14 protein-coding genes and 1 riboswitch are annotated in these 20,920 nt (G+C 68.3%); of the genes, 4 read left to right on the top strand and 10 right to left on the bottom strand.

The window, feature by feature from the left end; genetic code table 11:
- Positions 1–90: 90 nt before the first annotated feature.
- The gene (pepN, locus tag U5775_RS03295) at positions 91–2,793 is read right to left on the bottom strand and encodes an aminopeptidase N (RefSeq protein WP_322056689.1); all 2,703 of its coding nucleotides are present in this window, start codon (positions 2,791–2,793) and stop codon (positions 91–93) included.
- A 255-nt stretch (positions 2,794–3,048) separates the two neighbouring features.
- Between pepN and U5775_RS03290 the strand changes: the two genes are divergently transcribed.
- On the top strand, positions 3,049–3,732 hold the full coding sequence (locus U5775_RS03290; RefSeq protein ID WP_322056688.1) for a DUF4136 domain-containing protein: 684 nt from the start codon (positions 3,049–3,051) through the stop codon (positions 3,730–3,732).
- 15 nt (positions 3,733–3,747) lie between these two features.
- On the opposite strand, the gene U5775_RS03285 is transcribed toward U5775_RS03290, so the two are convergent.
- From U5775_RS03285 to U5775_RS03250, 8 genes are all read right to left on the bottom strand, one after another.
- Positions 3,748–4,320: a TMEM165/GDT1 family protein gene (locus U5775_RS03285; RefSeq protein WP_322056687.1), complete on the bottom strand. Its 573-nt coding sequence runs from the start codon at positions 4,318–4,320 to the stop codon at positions 3,748–3,750.
- Between the two features lie 91 nt (positions 4,321–4,411).
- Positions 4,412–4,560, bottom strand: a riboswitch (yybP-ykoY riboswitch).
- Positions 4,561–4,619: 59 nt separating this feature from the next.
- Positions 4,620–5,936 (bottom strand): guanine deaminase, encoded by a 1,317-nt coding sequence (gene guaD / locus U5775_RS03280; protein WP_322056686.1) that lies wholly within the window; start codon positions 5,934–5,936, stop codon positions 4,620–4,622.
- A gap of 186 nt (positions 5,937–6,122) precedes the next feature.
- Positions 6,123–7,166, bottom strand: a complete 1,044-nt coding sequence (locus tag U5775_RS03275) for an adenosine deaminase (RefSeq protein WP_322056685.1) — start codon at positions 7,164–7,166, stop codon at positions 6,123–6,125.
- Positions 7,167–7,200: 34 nt separating this feature from the next.
- The gene (gene xdhC / locus U5775_RS03270; protein WP_322056684.1) at positions 7,201–8,325 is read right to left on the bottom strand and encodes a xanthine dehydrogenase accessory protein XdhC; all 1,125 of its coding nucleotides are present in this window, start codon (positions 8,323–8,325) and stop codon (positions 7,201–7,203) included.
- A gap of 12 nt (positions 8,326–8,337) precedes the next feature.
- Positions 8,338–10,758, bottom strand: coding sequence for a xanthine dehydrogenase molybdopterin binding subunit (gene xdhB, locus U5775_RS03265; RefSeq protein ID WP_322056683.1), 2,421 nt, complete (start codon positions 10,756–10,758; stop codon positions 8,338–8,340).
- Positions 10,755–12,329 (bottom strand): xanthine dehydrogenase small subunit, encoded by a 1,575-nt coding sequence (gene xdhA, locus U5775_RS03260; RefSeq protein ID WP_322056682.1) that lies wholly within the window; start codon positions 12,327–12,329, stop codon positions 10,755–10,757. Before xdhA ends, xdhB begins: the two co-directional genes overlap by 4 nt.
- A 350-nt stretch (positions 12,330–12,679) precedes the next feature.
- Complete coding sequence (locus tag U5775_RS03255) at positions 12,680–13,210, bottom strand: disulfide bond formation protein B (RefSeq protein ID WP_322056681.1); 531 nt, start codon at positions 13,208–13,210, stop codon at positions 12,680–12,682.
- Between the two features lie 182 nt (positions 13,211–13,392).
- Positions 13,393–14,784: an amidase gene (locus U5775_RS03250; RefSeq protein WP_322056680.1), complete on the bottom strand. Its 1,392-nt coding sequence runs from the start codon at positions 14,782–14,784 to the stop codon at positions 13,393–13,395.
- A 192-nt stretch (positions 14,785–14,976) separates the two neighbouring features.
- Between U5775_RS03250 and U5775_RS03245 the strand changes: the two genes are divergently transcribed.
- The 3 genes from U5775_RS03245 to U5775_RS03235 all read left to right on the top strand — a co-directional run bounded on the left by U5775_RS03245 (position 14,977) and on the right by U5775_RS03235 (position 19,347).
- Positions 14,977–16,743, top strand: a complete 1,767-nt coding sequence (locus U5775_RS03245; protein WP_322056679.1) for a cation:proton antiporter — start codon at positions 14,977–14,979, stop codon at positions 16,741–16,743.
- A gap of 176 nt (positions 16,744–16,919) precedes the next feature.
- Complete coding sequence (locus U5775_RS03240; protein ID WP_322056678.1) at positions 16,920–18,404, top strand: gamma-glutamyl-gamma-aminobutyrate hydrolase family protein; 1,485 nt, start codon at positions 16,920–16,922, stop codon at positions 18,402–18,404.
- Positions 18,405–18,624: 220 nt separating this feature from the next.
- Positions 18,625–19,347, top strand: a complete 723-nt coding sequence (locus tag U5775_RS03235) for a DUF2968 domain-containing protein (RefSeq protein ID WP_322056677.1) — start codon at positions 18,625–18,627, stop codon at positions 19,345–19,347.
- A gap of 176 nt (positions 19,348–19,523) precedes the next feature.
- Here U5775_RS03235 and U5775_RS03230 read toward each other — a convergent pair whose 3' ends face one another.
- The gene (locus tag U5775_RS03230; protein ID WP_322056676.1) at positions 19,524–20,726 is read right to left on the bottom strand and encodes a hypothetical protein; all 1,203 of its coding nucleotides are present in this window, start codon (positions 20,724–20,726) and stop codon (positions 19,524–19,526) included.
- Between the last annotated feature and the right edge of the window lie 194 nt (positions 20,727–20,920).

Here is a 20,920-nt window from a genome sequence, read left to right as displayed (position 1 = left end):
CGGCCACGAAGGCCGGCAGGGTGCATGACGGGGCATGAGGAGAACTGCGCGGCGCAGCAACGCTGCATCTGCACCGCGCGATGTTCGGGCTTACGTCAGCGCCTTTTCCACGATTTCGCGGACGTCGCGCGACTTCGCCTGCGCGGCGACCCGCTCGAGCGCGGCGCGCATGGCGTCGCGCAGCGCCGGCGTGAAGCGGCGCCACAGTTCGAGATTGCGTGCGAGGCGCGCGGCAACCTGCGGGTTGATGGCGTCGAGCGCGATGACCTGGTCGGCCCAGAATGCGTAGCCCGAGCCGTCCGCCGCGTGGAATTGCGCGGGGTTCACCGCGCAGAAGCTGAAAATCAGCGAGCGCGCGCGGTTCGGATTCTTCAGATTGAAGGCCGGATGGCGCATGAGCGCGCGCACGGTCTCGATCGTCGGATGCTGCGCCGTGCCGCGCTGCGTGGCCTGCAGCGAGAACCACTTGTCGATGACGAGCGGCTCTTTCTCGAAGCGTGCGTAGAAGTCTTCGAGTGCCTTCTTCGCGTGGTCGCCGCCCGCTTGTGCTGACTGCGCGTTCATCAGCGCCGAAAGCGCAGCCGCGCGGTCGGTCATGTTGTTCGCGGCGTCGTATTGCGCGGTCGCGAGCCGCACGGCATCGGCGGGGTCGTCGAGCTCGGAGAGGTACGAGAGCGCGAGATTCTTCAGGCCGCGGCGGCCTGCGGCTTCGGGCGTGGGCTCGTAGGCGCCCGGCGTGAGATTGCCCTGCCAGGCGGCGAGCCATTCGGCCTTGAGCGCGGCGGCGAGACCCTTGCGCACGAACTGGCGCGCGGCGTGCACGGCGGCGGGATCGGACTGCGCCATCTGCTCAGCGAGATAGGTTTCCGAAGGCAGCATCAGCGCGAGTTCGCGGAACGACGGCGAGAGCGAGGCGTCGGTCAGCACCTGGCCAAAGGCCTCGACGAGCGCGTTGTTGAGCGTGAGCGGCTGGCCCGCGGCGGCGCGCGCGGCAAGCGCGAGCAGTTCGCGCGTGGCGAGGCGCTGGCCCGCTTCCCAGCGGTTAAACGGATCGCTGTCGTGCGCGAGCAGGAACGCGAGTTCGTCGTTGCTGTAGTCGTACTCGACGACGACCGGCGCCGAGAAGTTGCGCAGCAGCGAGGGCAGCGGCTTGTGCGCGACGTCGACGAAGGTGAAGGTCTGCTGCGCTTCGGTGAGTTCGAGCACGCGCGTCGTGGCCGCCGCGGCATGGGCGCTCGTTTCGCCTTCGAGCTTGAGCGGCAGGTCCGCGCCGTCGGGGCCGATCAGGCCGATCGCGAACGGGATCAGCAGCGGTCCCTTCTGCGTTTCGCGCGCGGCCGGCGAGCCGTTCGCGTAGCCCTGTGCGAGCGTCACGCGATAGCGTTGCGCGGCTTCGTCATAGTCGGTGGTGACGCTCACGCGCGGCGTGCCCGCCTGGCTGTACCAGCGCTCGTACTGGGCGAGGTCGCGGCCATTGGCGTCGGCCATCGCGCGGCGGAAGTCGTCGCAGGTCACGGCCTGGCCGTCGTGGCGCTGGAAGTACAGATCCATGCCTTTTCGGAAGCCGTCGCGGCCGAACAGCGTCTGATACATCCGCACGACTTCCGCGCCTTTCTCGTAGACGGTCATCGTGTAGAAGTTGTTGATCTCGACGTAGCTCTCGGGGCGCACCGGATGCGCCATCGGGCCCGCGTCCTCGGCGAACTGCATCTGGCGCAGCACGCGCACGTCCTCGATGCGCTTGGTCGCGCGCGCGGCTTCGTTTTCGTCGCCGCCCGACATCGCCGCCGAGAACTCCTGGTCGCGGAACACCGTGAGGCCTTCCTTGAGGCTCAGCTGGAACCAGTCGCGGCAGGTCACGCGGTTGCCGGTCCAGTTGTGGAAATACTCGTGGCCCACCACGGCCTCGATGTTGGCGAAGTCGATGTCGGTGGCCGTTTCGGGGTTCGCGAGCACGTACTTCGTGTTGAAGATGTTGAGCCCCTTGTTCTCCATCGCGCCCATGTTGAAGTCGCTCACGGCGACGATCATGAAGCGGTCGAGATCGAGCTCGAGGCCGAAGCGCCGCTCGTCCCAGCGGATCGAGTGGATCAGCGAATCCATCGCGTGGCGCGTCTTGTCGAGGTCGTGCGGCTCGACCCAGACCTGCAGCAGCTTCTCCTTGCCCGAGCCGGTCTTGATCCGCTCTTCGAGCGCGACGAGCTTGCCCGCCACCAGCGCGAACAGATAGCTCGGCTTGCGGAACGGGTCTTCCCACTTCGCATAGTGGCGGCCGTCGGGTAGCTCGCCTTCCGAGATCAGATTGCCGTTCGAGAGCAGCACCGGGTACGCGGTTTTATCGGCGCGCAGCGTGACGGTGAAAGTCGACATCACGTCGGGACGGTCGAGGAACCAGGTGATGCGGCGAAAGCCTTCGGCTTCGCATTGCGTGAAGAAGTTGCCGCTCGAGACGTAGAGCCCCGAGAGCGTGGTATTGGCTTCCGGGTTGCAGGCGCCGGTGAGCGTGAGCGTGAACGCGTCGGGCACGTTTTCGACGGTCAGGCCGTGCTCGTGCGCGTGCACGTTCTCGTAAGCGTGGCCGTCGATCTGCGCGCCGATGAATTCGAGCTGCTCGCCCATCAGTTCGAGGTGCGGCGCGGGCTTCGCATCGGGGTTGCGGCGCACGCGCAGCGTGCTCTTGACGACGGTGCGCTCGGGCACGAGGTCGAATTCGAGGTCGACGGTGTCGATCAGGAAGGCGGGCGGCGCGTAGTCTTCGCGGCGGATCACGGTGGGCGTGGCGGTATCGGACATGGTCTCGTGCGGGGAAGCTTCGGGTCGGATGGCGATATAGGGAGGCCGCGCGGGGCACGGCCGACCGCCCCATTGTACAAAGGCTCGCCCGGCTTGTCCGATGTGGCCCGAAGGCATGCGTTGCGACGCGCGCCCGAACTTTCCCGGCGGCGCGTGAGTCAGTATGATCGGGGCCTGCTGTCAGGAAGACAGCGAAGACGCCCGCGAAGAAGACCGCGCTTTCACCACCACTGGCAAGACTGCAACGAGAAGACCATGATGCCCGACCGATGGACCCGCCGCGCGCTGATGATGCTGGCGGCGCTCGCCGTGACGCTCTCCGGCTGCACCACCTACGTGACGAGCCAGGTGACCGCGTTCTCCGCGTGGGATGGCGGCAGCGACGCCACGCGCACCTACGCGTTCACGCGCAATCCGGAGCAGCAGCAGAGCATCGAGCAATCGACTTACGAGAATTTCGTCGCCGACGGGCTCTCGTCGTACGCGTTCCGCCAGGTGCCCGAGCGGCAGGCGCGCTATCTCGTGGGCCTCGCCTACGGCAGCCGCATGGATACGGTGACGGTCCCGCAGCCCGTGTTCTACAACCCCTGGCCTTCGCCATACTGGGGGCCGATCAATCCGTGGGGGCCTTGGGGACCTTGGGGCCCGGCCTACGTGAACCAGACTTATCCGGTCTATTCGCATGCGCTCGGCATCCGCATCACGGACAAAGCGAGCGGGAAGGAAGTCTATAACGTCACCGCGCGCACGTCGGGCGACGATCCATCGCTCGTGCGGGTGATGCCGTATCTGGTGCGCAGCGCGCTCTCGAACTTCCCGCTGCAGAACGGCTCGGTGCAGCAGGTGAAGCTGCCCGTGGACAAGAACGGCGTGGCGCCGAACGAGGCGTCCGCAGCGGCGCCCAATGGGGCCGCGCCGGGGGCCGCCCCGGCGAAGTAGTTTCTCAAACGTTTCTCAGACGCCCACGCCCATAATCGCAAACACGCCAAGCACCACGAACAGCACGGCGGCGATGCCGTGCACGAGCTTCGTCGGCAGCTTGTGGGCGAAGCGGTCGCCCAGCAGGATCGCGGGCACGTTGGCGATCATCATGCCGAGCGTCGTGCCGGCCACCACGCCGAAGAAGTCGTGAAAGCGCGCCGCGAGCGCGACGGTCGCGATCTGCGTCTTGTCGCCCATCTCGGCGAGAAAGAAGGTGACGACGGTGGCGCCGAACACGCCCAGCCGCGTGCGGTTGACGTTGGCTTCGCCTTCGTCGAGCTTGTCGGGCACGAGTATCCAGAAACCCATGGCGACGAAGGAGGCGGCGAGCGCCCAGCGCATCACCGAGGGCGTGATGAGCGAGCCCAGCCAGGCGCCGAGCGCGCCCGCGCCCGAGTGATTGACGAGCGTGGCGACCAGCACCCCGAGGATGATCGGCATGGGCTTGCGGTAGCGCGCCGCGAGCACGAGCGAGAGCAACTGCGTCTTGTCGCCGATTTCGGCGAGCGCGACCGCGCCGGTGGAGACGAGAAAGGCTTGATTCACGTTTTGGTGATCCTCGGGCCGGGATGAATGCGAGCGACGACCCACGACCCGCCGGGCCCTGTTGCGGCGGTCATGGGTCATCGGTCTCGCCAGGCCCGAGTTGCAAAGGCTGCGTCCGCCATGGCCGCGCGGGCCAAGTCTGTTGACGGACGCCCCCGCTTCGACGTGCGCGGCGCGCGGCAAACCCGGGGGCTCGCTGGGCGGCACGGAGCGGGGCGGCTACTCCCCAATGAGGGGTGGATTATAGCATCGGGGTTATCCGACGCCTGGCTTCGCCAAGGCCGTCGGGTTTGCGGCGATCAGCGCTTCGCCTGGTCACGGTCGCGGCGGCTATGCACGCGCGCACCGGCCGCGTAGGTCTCGAACACGGCGCGGTCGTCGCCGAGCAGCGCAAACGCGAACAGCAGCTCTTCGAGCGATTCGGCGCGCGCGGTGCGGCGCGCGAGCAGCGGCGTCGCCTGCGGATCGAGCACCACGAAGTCCGCCTCGCTTTGCGGCGCGAGCGTGCCGATCGTCCCGGCGAGATCGAGCGCGGCCGCTGCGCCCGCCGTGGCGAGCCAGAACATGCGCGTGGCCGTCAGGTGATGGCCGCCCATGCGCGCGACCTTGTGCGCCTCGTTCATCGTTTGCAGCATCGAGAACGAGGTGCCGCCGCCCACGTCGGTGGCGAGCGTGACGGGCATCTGCGATTCGTTGGCCTTGTCGAAGTCGAACAGGCCGCTGCCGAGGAACAGGTTCGAGGTCGGGCAGTGCGCCGCCACCGTGCCGGTTTGCGCCATGCGGCGGCGGTCCTCGTCGTCGAGCCAGATGCAGTGGCCGTACACGGCGCGCCGGCGCAGGAGTCCGTAATGATCGTAGACGTCGAGATAGCTGCGCTGGCGCGGGAACAGCTCCTTCACCCACTTTACTTCGTCGAGATTTTCGGCGACGTGGCTCTGGATGAAGATGTCGCCGTGCGCCTTCGCGAGCGCCTCGCACGCTTCGAGCTGCGCCTCGGTCGAGGTGGGCGCGAAGCGCGGCGTGAGTGCGTACATCTGGCGGCCGTTGTTGTGCCAGCGCGAGATGAGTTCGGCGCTGTCGTCGTAGCCGCTCTGGGCCGTGTCGCGCAGGAACTCGGGGCAGTTGCGGTCCATCAGCACCTTGCCCGCAATCATGCGCATGTTCTTCGCTTCGCTCGCCGTGAACAGCGCATCGGCTGACTGCTTGTGCACCGAGCAGTAGACGAGCGCCGTGGTCGTGCCGCACGAGAGCAGTTCGTCGACGAAAAAGCGCGCGGTCTCGAACGCCACGTTTTCGTTGGCAAAGCCGCGCTCGGTCGGGAACGTATAGGTCTCGAGCCACGGCAGCAGGCCCGGCGCCGGCGAGGCGATCATGTCGGTCTGCGGGTAGTGGATGTGCGTGTCGATGAAGCCGGGCACGATCAGCTTGTCGCGCAGGTCGTGCACCGTCGCGCCGTCGGCCACGCTGGCGCGCAGCGCGGACCACGCGCCCGAGGCGGCGACGCGGCCGTCCTCGACGATCACGACGCCGTCTTCGTGGAATACGGCGGCGTCGGGCGACTGCGCGGGGTCGCCGGTGAACGTCAACAGTTTTGCGCGATAAGCCGATTGAGTCATGGGAACAACGTCTCCGAAAATTTCAGGTATTCATGAGCAGGTTTCGTGCGCGCCTTGCGGTTTCGCAAATGGCGCGCGGCGTGCGCCGCTCCTGAAAACGCGGCGCGCAAAAGCCCCGGGCCCGGCGCGCGAGCGCCGGTCCTCAACCTCATCGAGGGTGAAGCCCTGAGCTACGTCCTGCGCGGGTCAGGCCACGGCGCCGCTCCAGTACCGATCGAGCTTCGCCATCAGCGCGACGCGTTCTTCGGGTGTCACGAACGACGCTTCGAAGCCGTTGCGCAGGATCGTGTACACCTCGTCGTCGTCGAGCTTCAGCGCGACGATGATCGCGCTGTAGTTCTCGTTCACGTAGCCGCCGAAGTAGGCGGGATCGTCGGAATTGACGGTCACCGCGACGCCTTCGTCGAGCAGCTGCTTGAGTGTGTGCTGCGTCATGTCGTCGAAGACGCAGAGCTTGGTATTCGAGAGCGGGCAGACGGTGAGGGCGACGCGCGTATCGGCGAGACGCGTGACGAGCGCCTTGTCTTCGATGCTGCGCACGCCGTGATCGACGCGATCGACCTTGAGCAGATCGAGCGCTTCGTAGATGTAGGCGGGCGGGCCTTCCTCGCCCGCGTGCGCGACGAGCTTGAGCCCCTGCGCGCGCGCCTTCTCGAACACGCGCTCGAATTTCGAGGGCGGATGGCCGCGCTCGGACGAGTCGAGCCCCACGCCGATCATGCGCGGATAGCGTTCGAAAAGCGGCAGCGCGGCGTCGAAGGTGGCGAGCGCGTCTTCTTCGCTCAGATGGCGCAGGAAGCAGAGGATCAGCTTGCTCGTGAGGCCGCGCTTTTCCGCGTCGGCGAGCGCGCGGTCGATGCCTGCGACCACGGTGTCGATCGGCACGCCGCGTTCGGTGTGCGTCTGCGGATCGAAGAATATTTCGGAGTGCACGACGTTATCCGCGAGCGCGCGCTCGCAGTAGGCCATCGTCATGTCGTAGAAGTCCTGCTCTTTGAGCAGCACGCTCGCGCCTGCGTAATAGATGTCGAGGAACGACTGCAGGTCGGTGAACGCGTAGGCCGCGCGCAGCGCGTCGATCGATTCGTACGCGAGCTTGACGTGATTGCGCTGCGCGAGCGCGAAGATCAGCTCCGGTTCGAGCGAGCCTTCGATATGGATGTGCAGCTCGGCCTTCGGTGCGCGCGCGGCTTTTTCTACGAGCGGGTTGACTGGGGTCGTGATGGTCATGGTTTGGTCGATCAGGTTCGTTCAGTGAATGACATCACGCGGAATGGGTTGTGCCCGGAGCCGCAACGCCTGCATGCCCTGGCGCATGCATGGCCGCCGTTGCCGCCTCGATCGCCTGCAGCAATTGCGCGGCGGCCGAGATCGCGATCACTTCGGGCGACTTGTCGACGATGCCGTCCACGCCGAGCGGGCAGTTCATGCGCGCGATTTGCAGCGGGTCGATGCCGCGCGCGGCGAGCCGGTGCTCGAACTGCTTGCGCTTCGTGTGCGAGCCGATCATGCCGAAGAACACGAAGTCGCCGCGGCGCAGGATGCGCTCGGCGAGTTCGAGGTCGAGCGAATGATCGTGCGTCATCACGATGAAGCTCGTGCCGGGCGGGGCGGCGTCGATGGCTTCGTCGGGTGCGTCGTTGGCGTCGATCGCGACGTTGGGCGCGTTAAGCGCCGCGAACGCTTCCGGCGAGGGAAACGCGGCGTCGCGCGCGTCCACCCAGCGCACGCGGCACGGCAGCGTGCCGAGCACGCGCACGAGCGCCGCGCCCACGTGGCCCGCGCCGAACAGCACGACGGGCCAGTCGTTCGGCGCGACGGTTTCGGTGAGCAGCAGCGTGCCGTCGCCTTGACTGGCGGCGCCTGTGTCCCAGAGCAGGCAATCGGGCGTTTCCACGCCGGGCTCGGGCTCCGAGAGCATGACGGCCACCGCCGCGCCATCGGCTTCGGGCTGATTGACGCCGGTGGGTGCACCGGCGGGCGTCCCATTCCGCGAGGAGCGGAATGATACGCTACGAACGGTCGATGCGCCCGCCGCGAGCCGGCGCGCGAGCGTGGCGAGCCAGCCGAGGTCGGACACGTCGAGGCGCTCGAACGCGAGCACGACCGCGCCGCCGCAGCACTGGCCGAGGCTGGGCCCAAGCGCAAAGCGCTTGAGGCGCCGTGCATGCGGCATGCGCATGCCGTCGCGCAGCACCTGGCGCGCGGTCTCGATGGCCTTCCATTCGAGGTGGCCGCCGCCGATCGTATGACGTGCGGCCTCGCGCGTGACGATCATCTTCGTGCCGGCCTCGCGCGGCGCCGAGCCTTCGACGCGCGCGACGGTCACGAGCACGGCGGCGTCGCCATGCGCGAGCAGGTGTTGAAGATCGGTGACCCAGGCTTGCATCCGGCAGTTCTCCTACTTGACGACGACTTCTGTTGGGGCGGCGGCCGGCGCGCCTGCCGTGCGCGTGCGCAGCGTCTCGAGCGCTTCGATCGCGTCGAGGATCGCTTCGGGCGTGGCGGGCGCGAGGAGCGGCGCGGCTTCGCGGGCCTCGGGCACGGCCGCGCCGATCGCCTCGCGGATCGCGAGCAGCACCGAGAACGGCAGCAGCAAGGGCGGCTCGCCCACGGCCTTCGAGCGGAACACGGTGGGCTCGGCGTTTTCGTTGCGGTAGAGCTGCACGTGGAACGCCGCGGGCGTGTCGCTGATCGCCGGAATCTTGTAGGTGGACGGCGCGTGCGTCATCAGCTTGCCGTCGCGGTTCCACCAGAGCTCTTCGCTCGTGAGCCAGCCCATGCCCTGGATGAAGCCGCCCTCCACCTGGCCGATGTCGATGGCCGGGTTGATCGACTGGCCCGCGTCGTGCAACAGGTCGGCGCGCACGAGCTTCCATTCGCCCGTGAGCGTGTCGACGACCACCTCGGACACCGCCGCGCCATAGGCGAAGTAATAGAACGGATGGCCCGTGAGCGTCTTTGCGTCCCAATGGACCTTGGGTGTCGCGTAGAAACCGTCGGACCACAGTTGCACGCGCTTCAGATACGCGAATTCGATGAACCCGGCGAACGCGAGGGTCTTGCCGTTCACCTGCACGAGGCCGTCTTCGAACGCGACATCTTCGGGCGCGCCGCCGTGCTCCGCGGCGGCGAGCGCGGAGAGCCGCGCGCGGATCGCTAGCGCCGCGTCCTCGGCGGCCTTGCCGTTCAGATCGCTGCCGGTCGAGGCGGCGGTGGCCGATGTGTTGGCCACTTTCGACGTATCGGTCGCGCTCACGCGCACCTGCGCGAGCGGCAGCCCGAGCACGCCCGCGACCACCTGCGCGACCTTGGTGTTGAGCCCCTGGCCCATTTCGGTGCCGCCGTGATTCACGAGCACGGAGCCGTCGCGATAGACGTGCACGAGCGCGCCCGCCTGGTTCAGGTGCGGGACGTTGAACGAGATGCCGAATTTGACCGGCGTGAACGCGATACCGCGCTTGAGCACGGGGCTCATGCGGTTGAACGCGGCCAGCGCGGCGCGGCGCTCGGCGTATCGGCTCGACGCGACCAGTTGATCGGTGAGCGGCGCGAGCACGTTGTCCTCGACGCGCTGTCCATAAGGCGTGACGTCGCGCTCGCCGATGCCGTAGTAGTTCGCGCGGCGCACCGCGAGCGGATCGCGCCCGAGCGCTTTGGCGATGCCGTTGAGCATCACCTCCATCACGAGCGCGCCCTGCGGTCCGCCGAAGCCGCGGAACGCCGTGTTCGACTGCGTGTTGGTCTTGCAGCAGAGCGCAACGATTTCGACGTCAGAAAGAAAGTAGGCGTTGTCGAAATGGCAGACCGCGCGCGTGGCGACCGCGCCCGAGAGATCGGCGGAATAGCCCGCGCGCAGCGCGATTTCCACGCGCGCGCCGAGAAGGCGTCCGTCGTCGTCGTAGCCGGCTTCGTATTCGTAGAGCGCGTCGTGGCGCTTGCCGGTGATGAGGAAATCGTCGTCGCGGTCGGCGCGCAGCTTCACGGGGCGCCGCAACCTGTGTGCGGCGAGCGCCGCCACGCAGGCGAACAGCGCCGACTGCGATTCCTTGCCGCCGAAGCCGCCGCCCATGCGCCGGCATTCGCACATCACGCGATGCACGGGCCAGCCGAGCAGATGCGCGACCAGTTGCTGCATTTCGCTCGGGTGCTGCGTCGAGCTGTAGACGAGCATGCCGTCCTGTTCCTCGGGCAGCGCATAGGCGACCTGGCCTTCGAGATAGAACTGCTCCTGGCCGCCCACGGCGAAGGTTCCGGCGATGCGGTGGGGCGCCGCCGCGATGCGCTCTGCCGGCTCGCCGCGCGTGAGGCGCAGCGGGGGCAGCACGTATTGCTGGCGCGCCTTCGCGTCGGCGATGGTGAGCACCGCTTCGAGCGGCTCGTAGCGCACGACGTCGTCGCTCGCGGCGAGCGCGGCGGCGCGGCGCGCCAGTGCGTGGCTCGTCGCGATCACGGCGAATACGGGCTGGCCGAGATACTGGACTTCGTCGCGCGCGAGCACCGGGTCGTCGTGCAGGACTGGGCCGCAATTGTTCTCGCCGGGAATGTCGGCGGCGGTGAGGACCGCGACCACGCCCGGCATGGCGCGCACGCGCGCGAGATCGAGCGTCGCGATGCGTGCGTGCGCGTGGCGCGAGAGGCCGAGCGCCGCGTGGAGCGTGCCGTGCAGCTCGGGGATGTCGTCGGTGTAGCGCGCCTCGCCGCTCACGTGCAGATCGGCGGATTCGTGCGGCAGCGGCGCGCCGAGCGCGGCCTGGGCGGCCTGCTCCGCGTGTGCTGCATGGGCGGTCTGCACGACGAACGGATCGGACTGGCGGTTCATGATGCGTCTCCCGCAAGCGCTGCGTCGCAGCCTGCACCGGTTTCGTCGACGACTTCCGCCTCGGACGCAAACACGAACGCGTTCACGTCGCAGAGCGCGAGCGGCGCCTCGTCGCGCGTTTCGAGCCAGCAGCGCCAGAGCAGATTGCGCGCGACCTTCAGGCGATACGTGGCGCTCGCGCGCATGTCGGAGAGCGGCTGGTAGTCGGCGTCGAGCGCGGCCATGGCGCGCTGCGCGGCGGCTTCGTCCCAGCGCGCGCCCGCGAGCGCCGCTTCGGCGTGCGCGGCGCGCTGCGGCGTCGCGGCCATGCCGCCGTACGCGATGCGCGCGTTCGCGATCGTGCCGTCCTCGCCGATCTCGAGCGCGAATGCCGCGCACACGGCCGAGATGTCCTGGTCGTAGCGCTTCGACACCTTGTAGGTGCGAAAGCGCAATGTGGGCGCGGGGCGGGGCACGCGGATCGCCGCAACGAACTCGCCCGCTTCGAGTACGCTCTTCTGATAGCCGGTGTAGAACGCCGCGAGCGGCAGCGTGCGCACGCGCGCGGCGCGGCGCAGCACGACCGCGGCGTCGAGCGCGAGCAGCGCCGGCATCGAGTCGCCGATGGGCGAGCCGTTCGCCACATTGCCGCCCAGGGTGCCCGCGTTGCGGATCGGCAGCGAGGCGAAGCGCGCCCACAGCTCGGCGAGTTCGGGATAGTCGGCGGCGAGCGCCGCGTAGGCCTCTTCGAGCGGCACGGCGGCGCCGATCATGAGCGTCTGCGCGTCGCTGGTGATGGTCCTCAATTCGGCGACCTGGCCCGTATAGACGATGTCGCCGAGGTCTCGCAACTGCTTGGTGACCCAGAGGCCGACGTCGGTGCCGCCCGCGAGCACGCGCGCCTGCGGATGCGCGGCGCGCAGCGTCGCGAAGGCTTCGAGCGTGCGCGGCGCGTAGAACGTGGCGCTGTCGTGCGCGGCGCCGCGCGCGCCGGGGCCGCCATACTCGAAGGTGTCGCGGCGCGCGATCGAGCGCAGCATCGCTTCGAGCGGCTCGCGCGCGAGCGCGACGCGCGGATAGCTCGACGTGTCGAACATCCGCTGGGCCGCTTCGATGATCGGCCGGTAGCCGGTGCAGCGGCACAGATTGCCCGAGAGCGCCTGGTCGATTTCGTCGCGCGTGGGCAGGCCGGCGTCGGCGCCCTGGCGCTCGTAGAGCGCCCACATCGACATGACGAAGCCCGGCGTGCAGAAGCCGCATTGCGAGCCGTGGCAGTCGATCATCGCCTGCTGGACCGGGTGCAGCGCGCCGTCGGGCGCGCGCAGGTCTTCGACGGTGAAGAGCGCGCGGCCGTCGAGCGTGGGGAGAAACTGGATGCAGGCGTTCACCGCCTTGAGCGCGAGACGCCCGTTTTCGTCGAGCTCGCCGATGACGACTGTACAGGCGCCGCAGTCGCCTTCGGCGCAGCCTTCCTTGGTGCCGCAGACGTGCAAATCCTCGCGCAGGTGCTGGAGCACGGTGCGCGTAATGGGCGCGTCATGCACCTCGTGCACGGCGCCACGACGGACGAAGCGGATGGTTTGCGTTGTCATGTGAAACCTGGGAGACATTGCGGATCAGGCGCGCGTTACGCAGGGAGCCGGGGCGAGCCTTGACTGTCAGTCCGGCCTCGCGCACGTAGATCGCCATCCAGTTCCGAATTTAGCACTGACAGCGCCCGGAAAGTATTCCCCGTGGGAGATGGGGGTTATGCGAGGGCGCCCATGACAGAACGCCGCATGATCGGGCCCTTTCCCTTGCGGGTGGCGGCGAGCCGCGAGGGCGGTGGGGTGCGGGGAGAGAGGGGCGAGTGCCGTGAGAGGCGTACCGCGAGGAAATCGGGGATGTCCGGCGCCGCCACCGCCCGCGATCGCTCACGGGCAGGCGTGCGGCGCGGCGGCGTTCAGCGCCGGATGCCGGGCCACGCCACCTGGCGGCGACGGTTGCGCCACAGGCTCGCGAGCACCGCGACGAACACGACCGCGAACGCGAGCACCGACCAGAGCGGCAGCGTGAGCCCGAGGATCGGCGGATAGGTGGTTTCGCAGAGGCCCTGGACCTTGAAGACGCCGGGCAGCCAGTGCGCGGGCGGCAGGGCGTCGACGATGGGCTGCAGCGTGTCGAAGCCGCAGCTGAAGTTCGGCACCGCCTGCACCCAGGCGAGCTTGGCGGAAGCGATGATGCCGCCCGCGGCCGAAATCGCCACGAGCGCTTCGAGCGTGCGCACGGCGCGCCAACTGGCGAAACGCGCGCCGAGGAACGCAAACACCGCGATCAGGATGAAGAAGTAGCGCGTGAGGATGCACAGCGGGCAGGGGTCCTGGTGCTCGGCGTACTGGAAGTAGAGCGCGCCGCACAGCAGCGCGAGGCAGATCAGGCCGAGGAGGACCAGCAGGCGGCGCTCGCGGCGTAGCCGCGCGTTATCGTCGTTCATGTGACTCGTTTGTTCGGGTTGGATAGCGCAGCCGGCCTCGGGCAAGTCCTGATTCCTGTTGGAGGCGGTTGCAACGGCGTCCCGGGATTCTAGCGCGAAGGGTGGGCGGCGCGAGCGAGTGCCCTTGAGCGCGCGCAGGCGGGGCCTGCGCGTGCCGTCGCGCCCTTTTTGCGCGCTTGCCGTTATCGCAGCGGCGCGAGCACGGCTTCCACGCCGCGGCCGATGGCGAGGAGCGCGTCGTCGGCGTGGGGCGCGCCGGCCAGCATCAGCCCTACCGGCGCCTCGCCCGGATGGTGGATCGGCAGCGAGAGCGCGCAGGCGTCGAGGAAGTTGAAGGCGCTCGGGTTGCGCAGCACGAGCGCATTGGTGCGCGCGAACGCATCGTCGTCGGCGACGAGCGGGGCGAGCGCGGGCGGTGCGATCGGCACGGTGGGGGCGATCACGGCGTCGAAGCGCGACCAGAGCGTCGCCTGCGCCTCGTCCATCACGGCGGCGCGCGCGGCGATCAGATCGAGATAGTCGGCGGCGCTCGCGGGCTCGCCCTTGAGGATGCGCACGAGCACGCGCGGATCGTACCGGTCGCGATGCTGGGCGAGCAGCGGACGATGCCACGCGTAGGCCTCGATCGGCGAGAAGCCGAAGCGGTTGATTTCGGCGAGGCGCTCGAACGCCGAAAAGCGCACTTCGCTGACGATCGCGCCGGCTGCGTCGAGATGCTTGAGCGCCGTGTCGAGCGCTTCAGCCACGTGCGGCTCGATGCCATCCGTCACGTAGTTCGTGAGGACGCCGATGCGCACGCCCTCCAGGTGCCGCGCCGCGGGCGCGTGCGGCGCCAGCCCGGCGAGGAGGCGGTCCACGAGTGCGCAGCACGCCACCGTGTTGCCGATCGGGCCGAACGAGTCGAGCGTGGGCGAGAGCGGCACGCCGCCCGCCTTCGGGATGCGCGCGGCCGTGGGCTTGAAGCCGGTGAGGCCGCAGAACGCCGCCGGGATACGGATCGAGCCGCCCGTATCGGTACCGAGCGCGACGGCGGCCATGCCGTCGGCGACCGAGGCCGCGGCTCCGGAGGACGAGCCGCCCGCGACGCGTTCGTCGCCGGCCACGTCACGCCGGTAGGGCGAGAGCGGCGTGCCGAAGTGCGGGTTCAGACCGAGTCCCGAGAACGCGAATTCGCTCATGTTGGTGCGGCCGATGAGCACGGCGCCCGCGTGGCGCAGGCGCGCGACCGCGGGGGAGTCGGCACTCGCGGGCGCCGCGCTCGCGAGCACCGTGGAGCCCGCGCGCGTGATCTCGCCCTGCACGTCGAACAGGTCTTTCACCGAGACAGGAATGCCCGCGAGCGGCGAAAGCACCGTGCCCGACGCGCGCAGCCGGTCGTGCGCATCGGCGGCGGCGCGCACGCGCTCGGGGTCGACGTGCGTGAGCACGGTGGCGCCCTGGCCCGACGGCGCGGCGATGCGCTCGAGCGCGGCCTCGGCGAGCGCGCGGCTCGTGGTGCGGCCCGCGGCGAGGTCGGCGGCCAGCTGGGCGAGCGGCGGGAAAGGAACGGAAGACGTTGAAGGCGTGGCGGTCATGGCAGGGGGCATCGATGGCAACATGGTGGGCGAGGCTGCCGCGGGCGGATGGCGCCGTGCAATGCGGCCGTGCGCCGCGGCAAGGGACACATCATTGTAGAACGTGGATTTTTTCTCGATGAGCGATTTGGCGCGTCGCGTGCATCGGGTAACATTGTCCTTTTGATAGCATTTTGTAAGGATGTTCCGCGCATGCATCAGGGAATCGGCTTCATTCAGGATCTGGCAGTCGTGATGGTGATCGCGGGGATCGTCACGGTGCTGTTTCATCGCCTGAAGCAGCCGGTGGTGCTCGGCTATATCGCGGCCGGCGTGATCATCGGGCCGTACACGCCGCCGTTCCAGCTTATCCACGACGAGCAGACCATCCAGACGATGGGCGAGCTGGGTGTGGTGTTCCTGATGTTCTCGCTCGGCCTCGAATTCAGCCTGCGTAAGCTGTTCCAGGTGGGCGCGACCGCCATCGTCGCGGCGCTCTCCGAAATCGTGGTGATGCTGTGGATCGGCTATGAGATTGGCCGCGCGTTCGGCTGGGCCGCCATGGATTCGCTGTTTCTCGGCGCGATCCTCGCCATTTCGTCGACCACCATCATCGTCAAGGCGCTCTCCGATCTCGGCGTGAAGCGCGAGCCGTTCGCGCAGCTCGTGTTCGGCATCCTGATCGTCGAGGACATTCTCGGCATCGCCATGCTCGTGCTGCTCGGCGGCATCGCGCAGACGGGCGAGCTCTCGCCCGGCATCGCGTTCGTCACGCTCGGCAAGCTGCTGCTGTTCATGACGGTGTCGCTGCTCGCCGGCATCCTGGTCGTGCCGCGCGTGCTCGGCTACGTTGCGCGCGTGGGCAGCGACGAGATGCTGCTCGTCTCGGTGCTCGGCTTTTGCTTCGGCTTTTGCCTGCTGGTCGTGAAGCTCGATTACTCGATTGCGCTCGGCGCGTTTCTGATCGGCGCGATCATGGCCGAGTCGCGCCATCTGCAACGCATCGAGCATCTGGTCGCGCCGCTGCGCGACGCGTTCTCGGCGATCTTCTTCGTGACCATCGGCCTGATGCTCAATCCGCTCGTGCTGGTCGACTACGCGTGGCCGATCGCCGTGATCTCGCTCGCGGTGGTATTCGGCAAGCTCGTCTCGTGCGGGCTCGGCACCTTCCTCGCGGGCCGCGACGGCCGCACGGCGATGCGCGTGGGCATGACGGTCTCGCAGATCGGCGAGTTCTCGTTCATCATCGCCTCGCTCGGCCTCACGCTTAAGGTCACGAGCGGCTTTCTCTATCCGATCGCCGTGACCGTCTCGGCGATCACGACGCTCACCACGCCGTATCTGATCCGTTTCGCCGATCCGCTCTCGCAGCGGCTCGCGCACGCGATGCCGCCCGCGGTGTCGAATGTGTTCGGCCTGTACAGCCAGTGGCTGCGCTGCCTGATGCCGCGCTCGGATGGCGCGCAAGGGCCGACGCTGTTTTTGCTCACGAGGCGCATCGTCGTGCAGGTCGCCGTGAACCTCGCGCTCGTCTCGGCGATCTTCATTGGCGCCTCGTATGGCGCGCGCTACGCCTTGCCGCTGCTCGCGGGCTGGGTGCCCGACGAGCGCATCCAGCGCGTGGTGCTCTGGAGCGCCGCGCTGCTGCTGGCGATTCCGTTTCTGGTGGCCGTGTGGCGCAAGACGAAGTCGCTCGCGCTCTTGCTCGCCGAGGTGAGCGTGCAGCCCGAGAAGGCGGGGCGCTTCACGCGCGCGCTGCGCCATGCGATCGCCGAGCTCGTGCCGGCCGTCTCGATGATCGGCGTGTTCGTGCTGGTGGCCGCGCTCTCGGGGACGATCCTGCCGCCCACGGGCTTTCTGATCGGCGTGCTCGTGTGCGCGGCGGTGCTCACGATGCTGCTGTGGCGCTGGTGCGTGAAGATCCACGCGAGCATGCAGATCGCGCTGCGCGAGACCTTCGACGAGCGGCAGGACCCGTAAGGCCGACTCGCAGGTGCGTTTGCGGTCGGGCGCGGGAGATGCCCGTGCCTGACCGGCCGTACCCAACTGCAACAGAGTGTGAGCGATTGTGCATTGGGGTGGCGGCGATATGCGGTGCGACGCATAATCGGAACCCTGTTCATCGTTCGCGCGCGCGGCGCGCCCGTCCCCACGTCATGAGCGAAAACAAATCCGACCACCCTGAAGTTCCTGGCGGCGCTGACCGTCCTGCCCAAGCCGATGCGCCAGGCTCTCCCGCTTCTCCCGCTTTTGCCCCCCCACCGCCCGCCAGCACGACCGGCTCCGCGGGCGCGACGCCTGCGGGCGAGGCCGCGCAGCGCGCGTCGACCGATGCGCCCGCGAGCGCATCGGCGGTGACGCCGGGCACCGCCGGTGCGGACAGTTCGGGCAGCGGCAGCGACGAGGGGCCGGTTTCGGCGCAGGTCGGGGCCGCTTCGAGCGCGGAGGAAGCCGCCGAGGCCCGTGAAGAGGCGGCGCGCGCCGTGGCGCGTCAGCAGGCCGAAGCGACCCGGGCGGCCCAGGCCGCCGCTGCGCCGCGCATTCCGATCGAGGTGGTGGGCGATGCGGGCAAAGAGGCGCCGGCGCCCCCCGCGGCGGGCGCGAATGACGCCACGAATGACGCCGCCACGCAAGCGGGCGTGCCGCCCGCGCCGCAGCCAGCGGCCAGCCCGCGTCCGGGCGCCGCGCCCGCGGGTTTCGGGCAGGCGCCCGACTTCACCGCACAGAATCCGCCGCCGCCGGGCGCCATTCCGACCGAACCGCCGCGCTATCTGCGGCCCAGCGATTCGGCCTGGTCGGTGCTCGGGCGCATCCTCGCGGCGCGCGCCCGGCAACTGTTCGACCGCGCCGGCCAGCGCATCACCCAGCGGACGCTGCGCATTGGCGTCTCGGCCCGCATCTTTCACCCGGAACCGGGCGCACAGGGCCTGCGCGGCAAGACGCTGCAATATCTCGAAGAGTCGATCGCGCATTGGGTCATGTCGCGCGACGTGATCGTCTTCATGATTCCGACGGTCGGCCATCAGGGCATGCTCCACCCGAGCAACATCCGCCTGCGCGACTATGCGAAGCACCTCGACGGCCTCCTGCTGCAAGGCGGCGCCGACGTTTCGCCGCAAACCTACGCGGAAACCGCGCCGCGCCCCGAGTGGCCCGGCGACCGCGTGCGGGACATGTACGAGCTCGAACTGCTGCACGAGTTCATCGAGTCGGGCAAGCCGGTGCTGGGCGTGTGCCGCGGCTGTCAGCTCATCAATGTCGCGTTCGGCGGCTCGCTCTATCAGGACATCGCCATGGACGTTCCCACGGCGGGCGTGCACGTGAGCGAGCACTACGATCAGCACCGCCATGCGATCACCTTTCCGGAGGGCTCGTCGCTGGCCAGCATGTTCCCGGGCAGGCGCGAGGCCATCGTCAATTCGATCCACCATCAGGCGGTGAAAAGCCTTGGCCGCGATCTGACGGTCGAGGCCGTTTCGTCCGGCGATGGCCTGATCGAAGCGGTGCGCTACCGGCGCTCGCCGTTCGTCGTGGGCGTGCAGTGGCACCCGGAATTCCACCGCGCGGGCGGCCCCGAACTGCTCGACTGCACGCCGCTGCTCGATACGTTTTTGCGTGCGGCGCGCGAGACGCGCTTCTGACCAAAAGCGGGCGGCAGGGACAATCAGGGGGCTGACGATGGCCCCCTGATGATTTTTACCCCCAGGGCTTCAGATTCTTCTCCCATTCCTGACGGGAAGTAGGTGATTTCGGACAAGTAATAGACTGTTCTGTCGGTTATCCGAAATTATTGGGCGTTTATGAGATTTTCAGGCGGCGATAATAAGCGGTTACTCGGAATCCTGAACGGAACAGGCAGTCATGAAGCAATCAACCCCGCTGCGTCGCGCCTTGCTGAGCGCGGCGGTCTTTACGCTCTTGCAGCACGGCGCTGTCGCATGGGCCGGCGCACCCGCCAGCGACGTGGCTCCAGTAGCGGGCAACCGGCCGTCGCTCGGCAGCCTGACGCCGCAGCCCGCGAACACGCCGCCGCCCGCGGGCATGGTGGACGATCAGGCGACGGCGGGGGTTTCGCAGGGCGATGTCGCCACGCTCATGCAGCTCATCCACGACGCACAGCTTGTCGAGTTGCGCACGACGTACAACGCAAGCTACGGCGCGAGCCTGTTCTTCTATCCGCCCGAGATGACGTATTACGTGGTGCTGTTCCAGGACAAGCACTTCTGGCGCGTGATTCGCTCGCAGGACGACACGCGCGCGGAAGCCATCTATGCGAATTTCGTGCAGCAGACCCAGCGTCTTGCCGAGGTCGAGATTCGCCGTACCCAGATCGAAGCGCAGAAGGCGTTCATCGACCGCGTCATCGCGCTCAATGAGGACCGTGCCCGCCGGCTGCAGGCGGACATCGACGTGGCGCGCACGCAGCAGGCCCGTGTCGATGACTATCAACGCCAGATGCAGGGCAATACGCGCGCGCTCAATGCCGAGAAGATCCAGGCGCAGGCGCAGTTGCGCGATCTCCAGAATCAGGTGGATCAATTGCAGCGCGAAACCGAGCTGGGCTTGCCAGGGTCCCGGCGCTAGGGAGCGATTCGGTTCCTGTCGTGTCGCGCGGTGCCGTTGGATGGCGGCGGTGCGGTGCGACAGGCCAGGAACAGAGGCAGCAGCAAAAAGCCCCGCGAACGTTTTGTTCGCGGGGCTTTTTGCTGTGTGCTGGGCGTGAATCGAAGCGGTCGTAGGCCAGCGGCGTGCCCGGGAGCTTACTTCGCGAAGCTGTCAGGCACTTCGGTCACGCGGCGCTGCGAGACGTGATTCACCCATTCCGTATTGTCGACGTTCACCGTTGCGCGGCTTGCCGGACGCGGCGCCGTTTGCGTGCCTGCATAGGTTGTGAGTGACGCGTAGTCGTCGCTTGAGGTCGCGCTCGGTTTCTGCGGCGAATAATCGCCGGCCTCCGAATACATGCCGTGGGTGCGCTGGGTCGTCACGAGTGGCGCGCTGCGGTGCGGCGCGAAGTCGTGGGCCGGATGGCGACCGGCGTCCTTGTACGAGGTGCGCCCATCGGCGTTGGCAACTGGGCGGCCCTTCGTGGCCTTGGCCGTCAGCGTGGCGCGCTGGGGCGTGCTTGCGCGCGTACGCCCGGCGAAGTCGGGGCGCGTCGCCGTTGCCAGCTTCGAGCCCGGGGCTGTCGCCGAAGGACTCGCAAGGGCGGGTGCAGGCAGTGCAGCCGGCGTGACGATGATCGACGCGGATGCCGGACCTTGATGCGGCGTGGCAGGGGCGGCTGCGGTTTCCGCGGCCGCGCGTTGTGTGACCGTGACCGCAGCCGATGCACTGGCCGCGCGGGCGGCAGTGGTTGCGGGCGTGTTTTGATTGCCCTGCACGGCGCCGGACAGCGCGAGATCGTGCTGCTGACGTTCGTCGGAAAGACGCGTCGACATGCTGGTGCCGGTCGAAGCAGGGCTCGCCGGCGCGCGCAGAACCGTTTTGTCCTTGCCTTCGCCAAATTGCGTATGGCTTGCCACGAGCCAGGCGAGCAGCACGGCGCCGCCAATGGCAACGGCGCTGGCCGTCAGCTTGTGCGACGGCGGCGGCGTGCGCTCGACGCGAGCGCCGGTGCGCGCGGGCTGTGCGCCGGCTGCCGGGCGCTGCAAGGTATCGGCGGCGGCGCGCTGGGCCTGCGCGGCGTTGAATGTGCCGCCAACCGGTGCCGCCGTGGGGCGCGGCGGCTCGGGAACGCGGCGGCGATGCAAGTCCCAGCGGTAGACCTGGCGGAACGCTTCCGCGCTCAGGCACATCGTGCGCAGGAAGGCGGCATAAAGTGCCTGGAGCTCGGTGCGCAGACTGAAGTGCGGAGGCATGAGCGCCCACTCGCGCCCGAACGGCGGCGGGACGCGATTGAGTGGACGCATGCGCGGCATCGCGAGTGCGCCTTCCACCTGAACTAACGGATAAGTTGACATGGATCTCTCGCTGCCTTGGCGTAGTGGGGCACCGGAACACGGTGGGAGCCCGAAAGACGCGCGGCTTGCCAGCGCGGTAGTGCCTTGCACGGGTCAATCGTTTGGATTCGAATGATGCTGGCTGGACTGGCGACAATCCATCAGAAACATCTGAAAATCAGACGAAAAGGGGAGTGGATGGCACGCGCGCGAGG

Origin of the sequence: Paraburkholderia sp. J63 (assembly GCF_905220245.1) — a bacterium.
Classification (GTDB): domain Bacteria; phylum Pseudomonadota; class Gammaproteobacteria; order Burkholderiales; family Burkholderiaceae; genus Paraburkholderia.
This window is presented reverse-complemented; position numbering and strand designations above follow the sequence as displayed.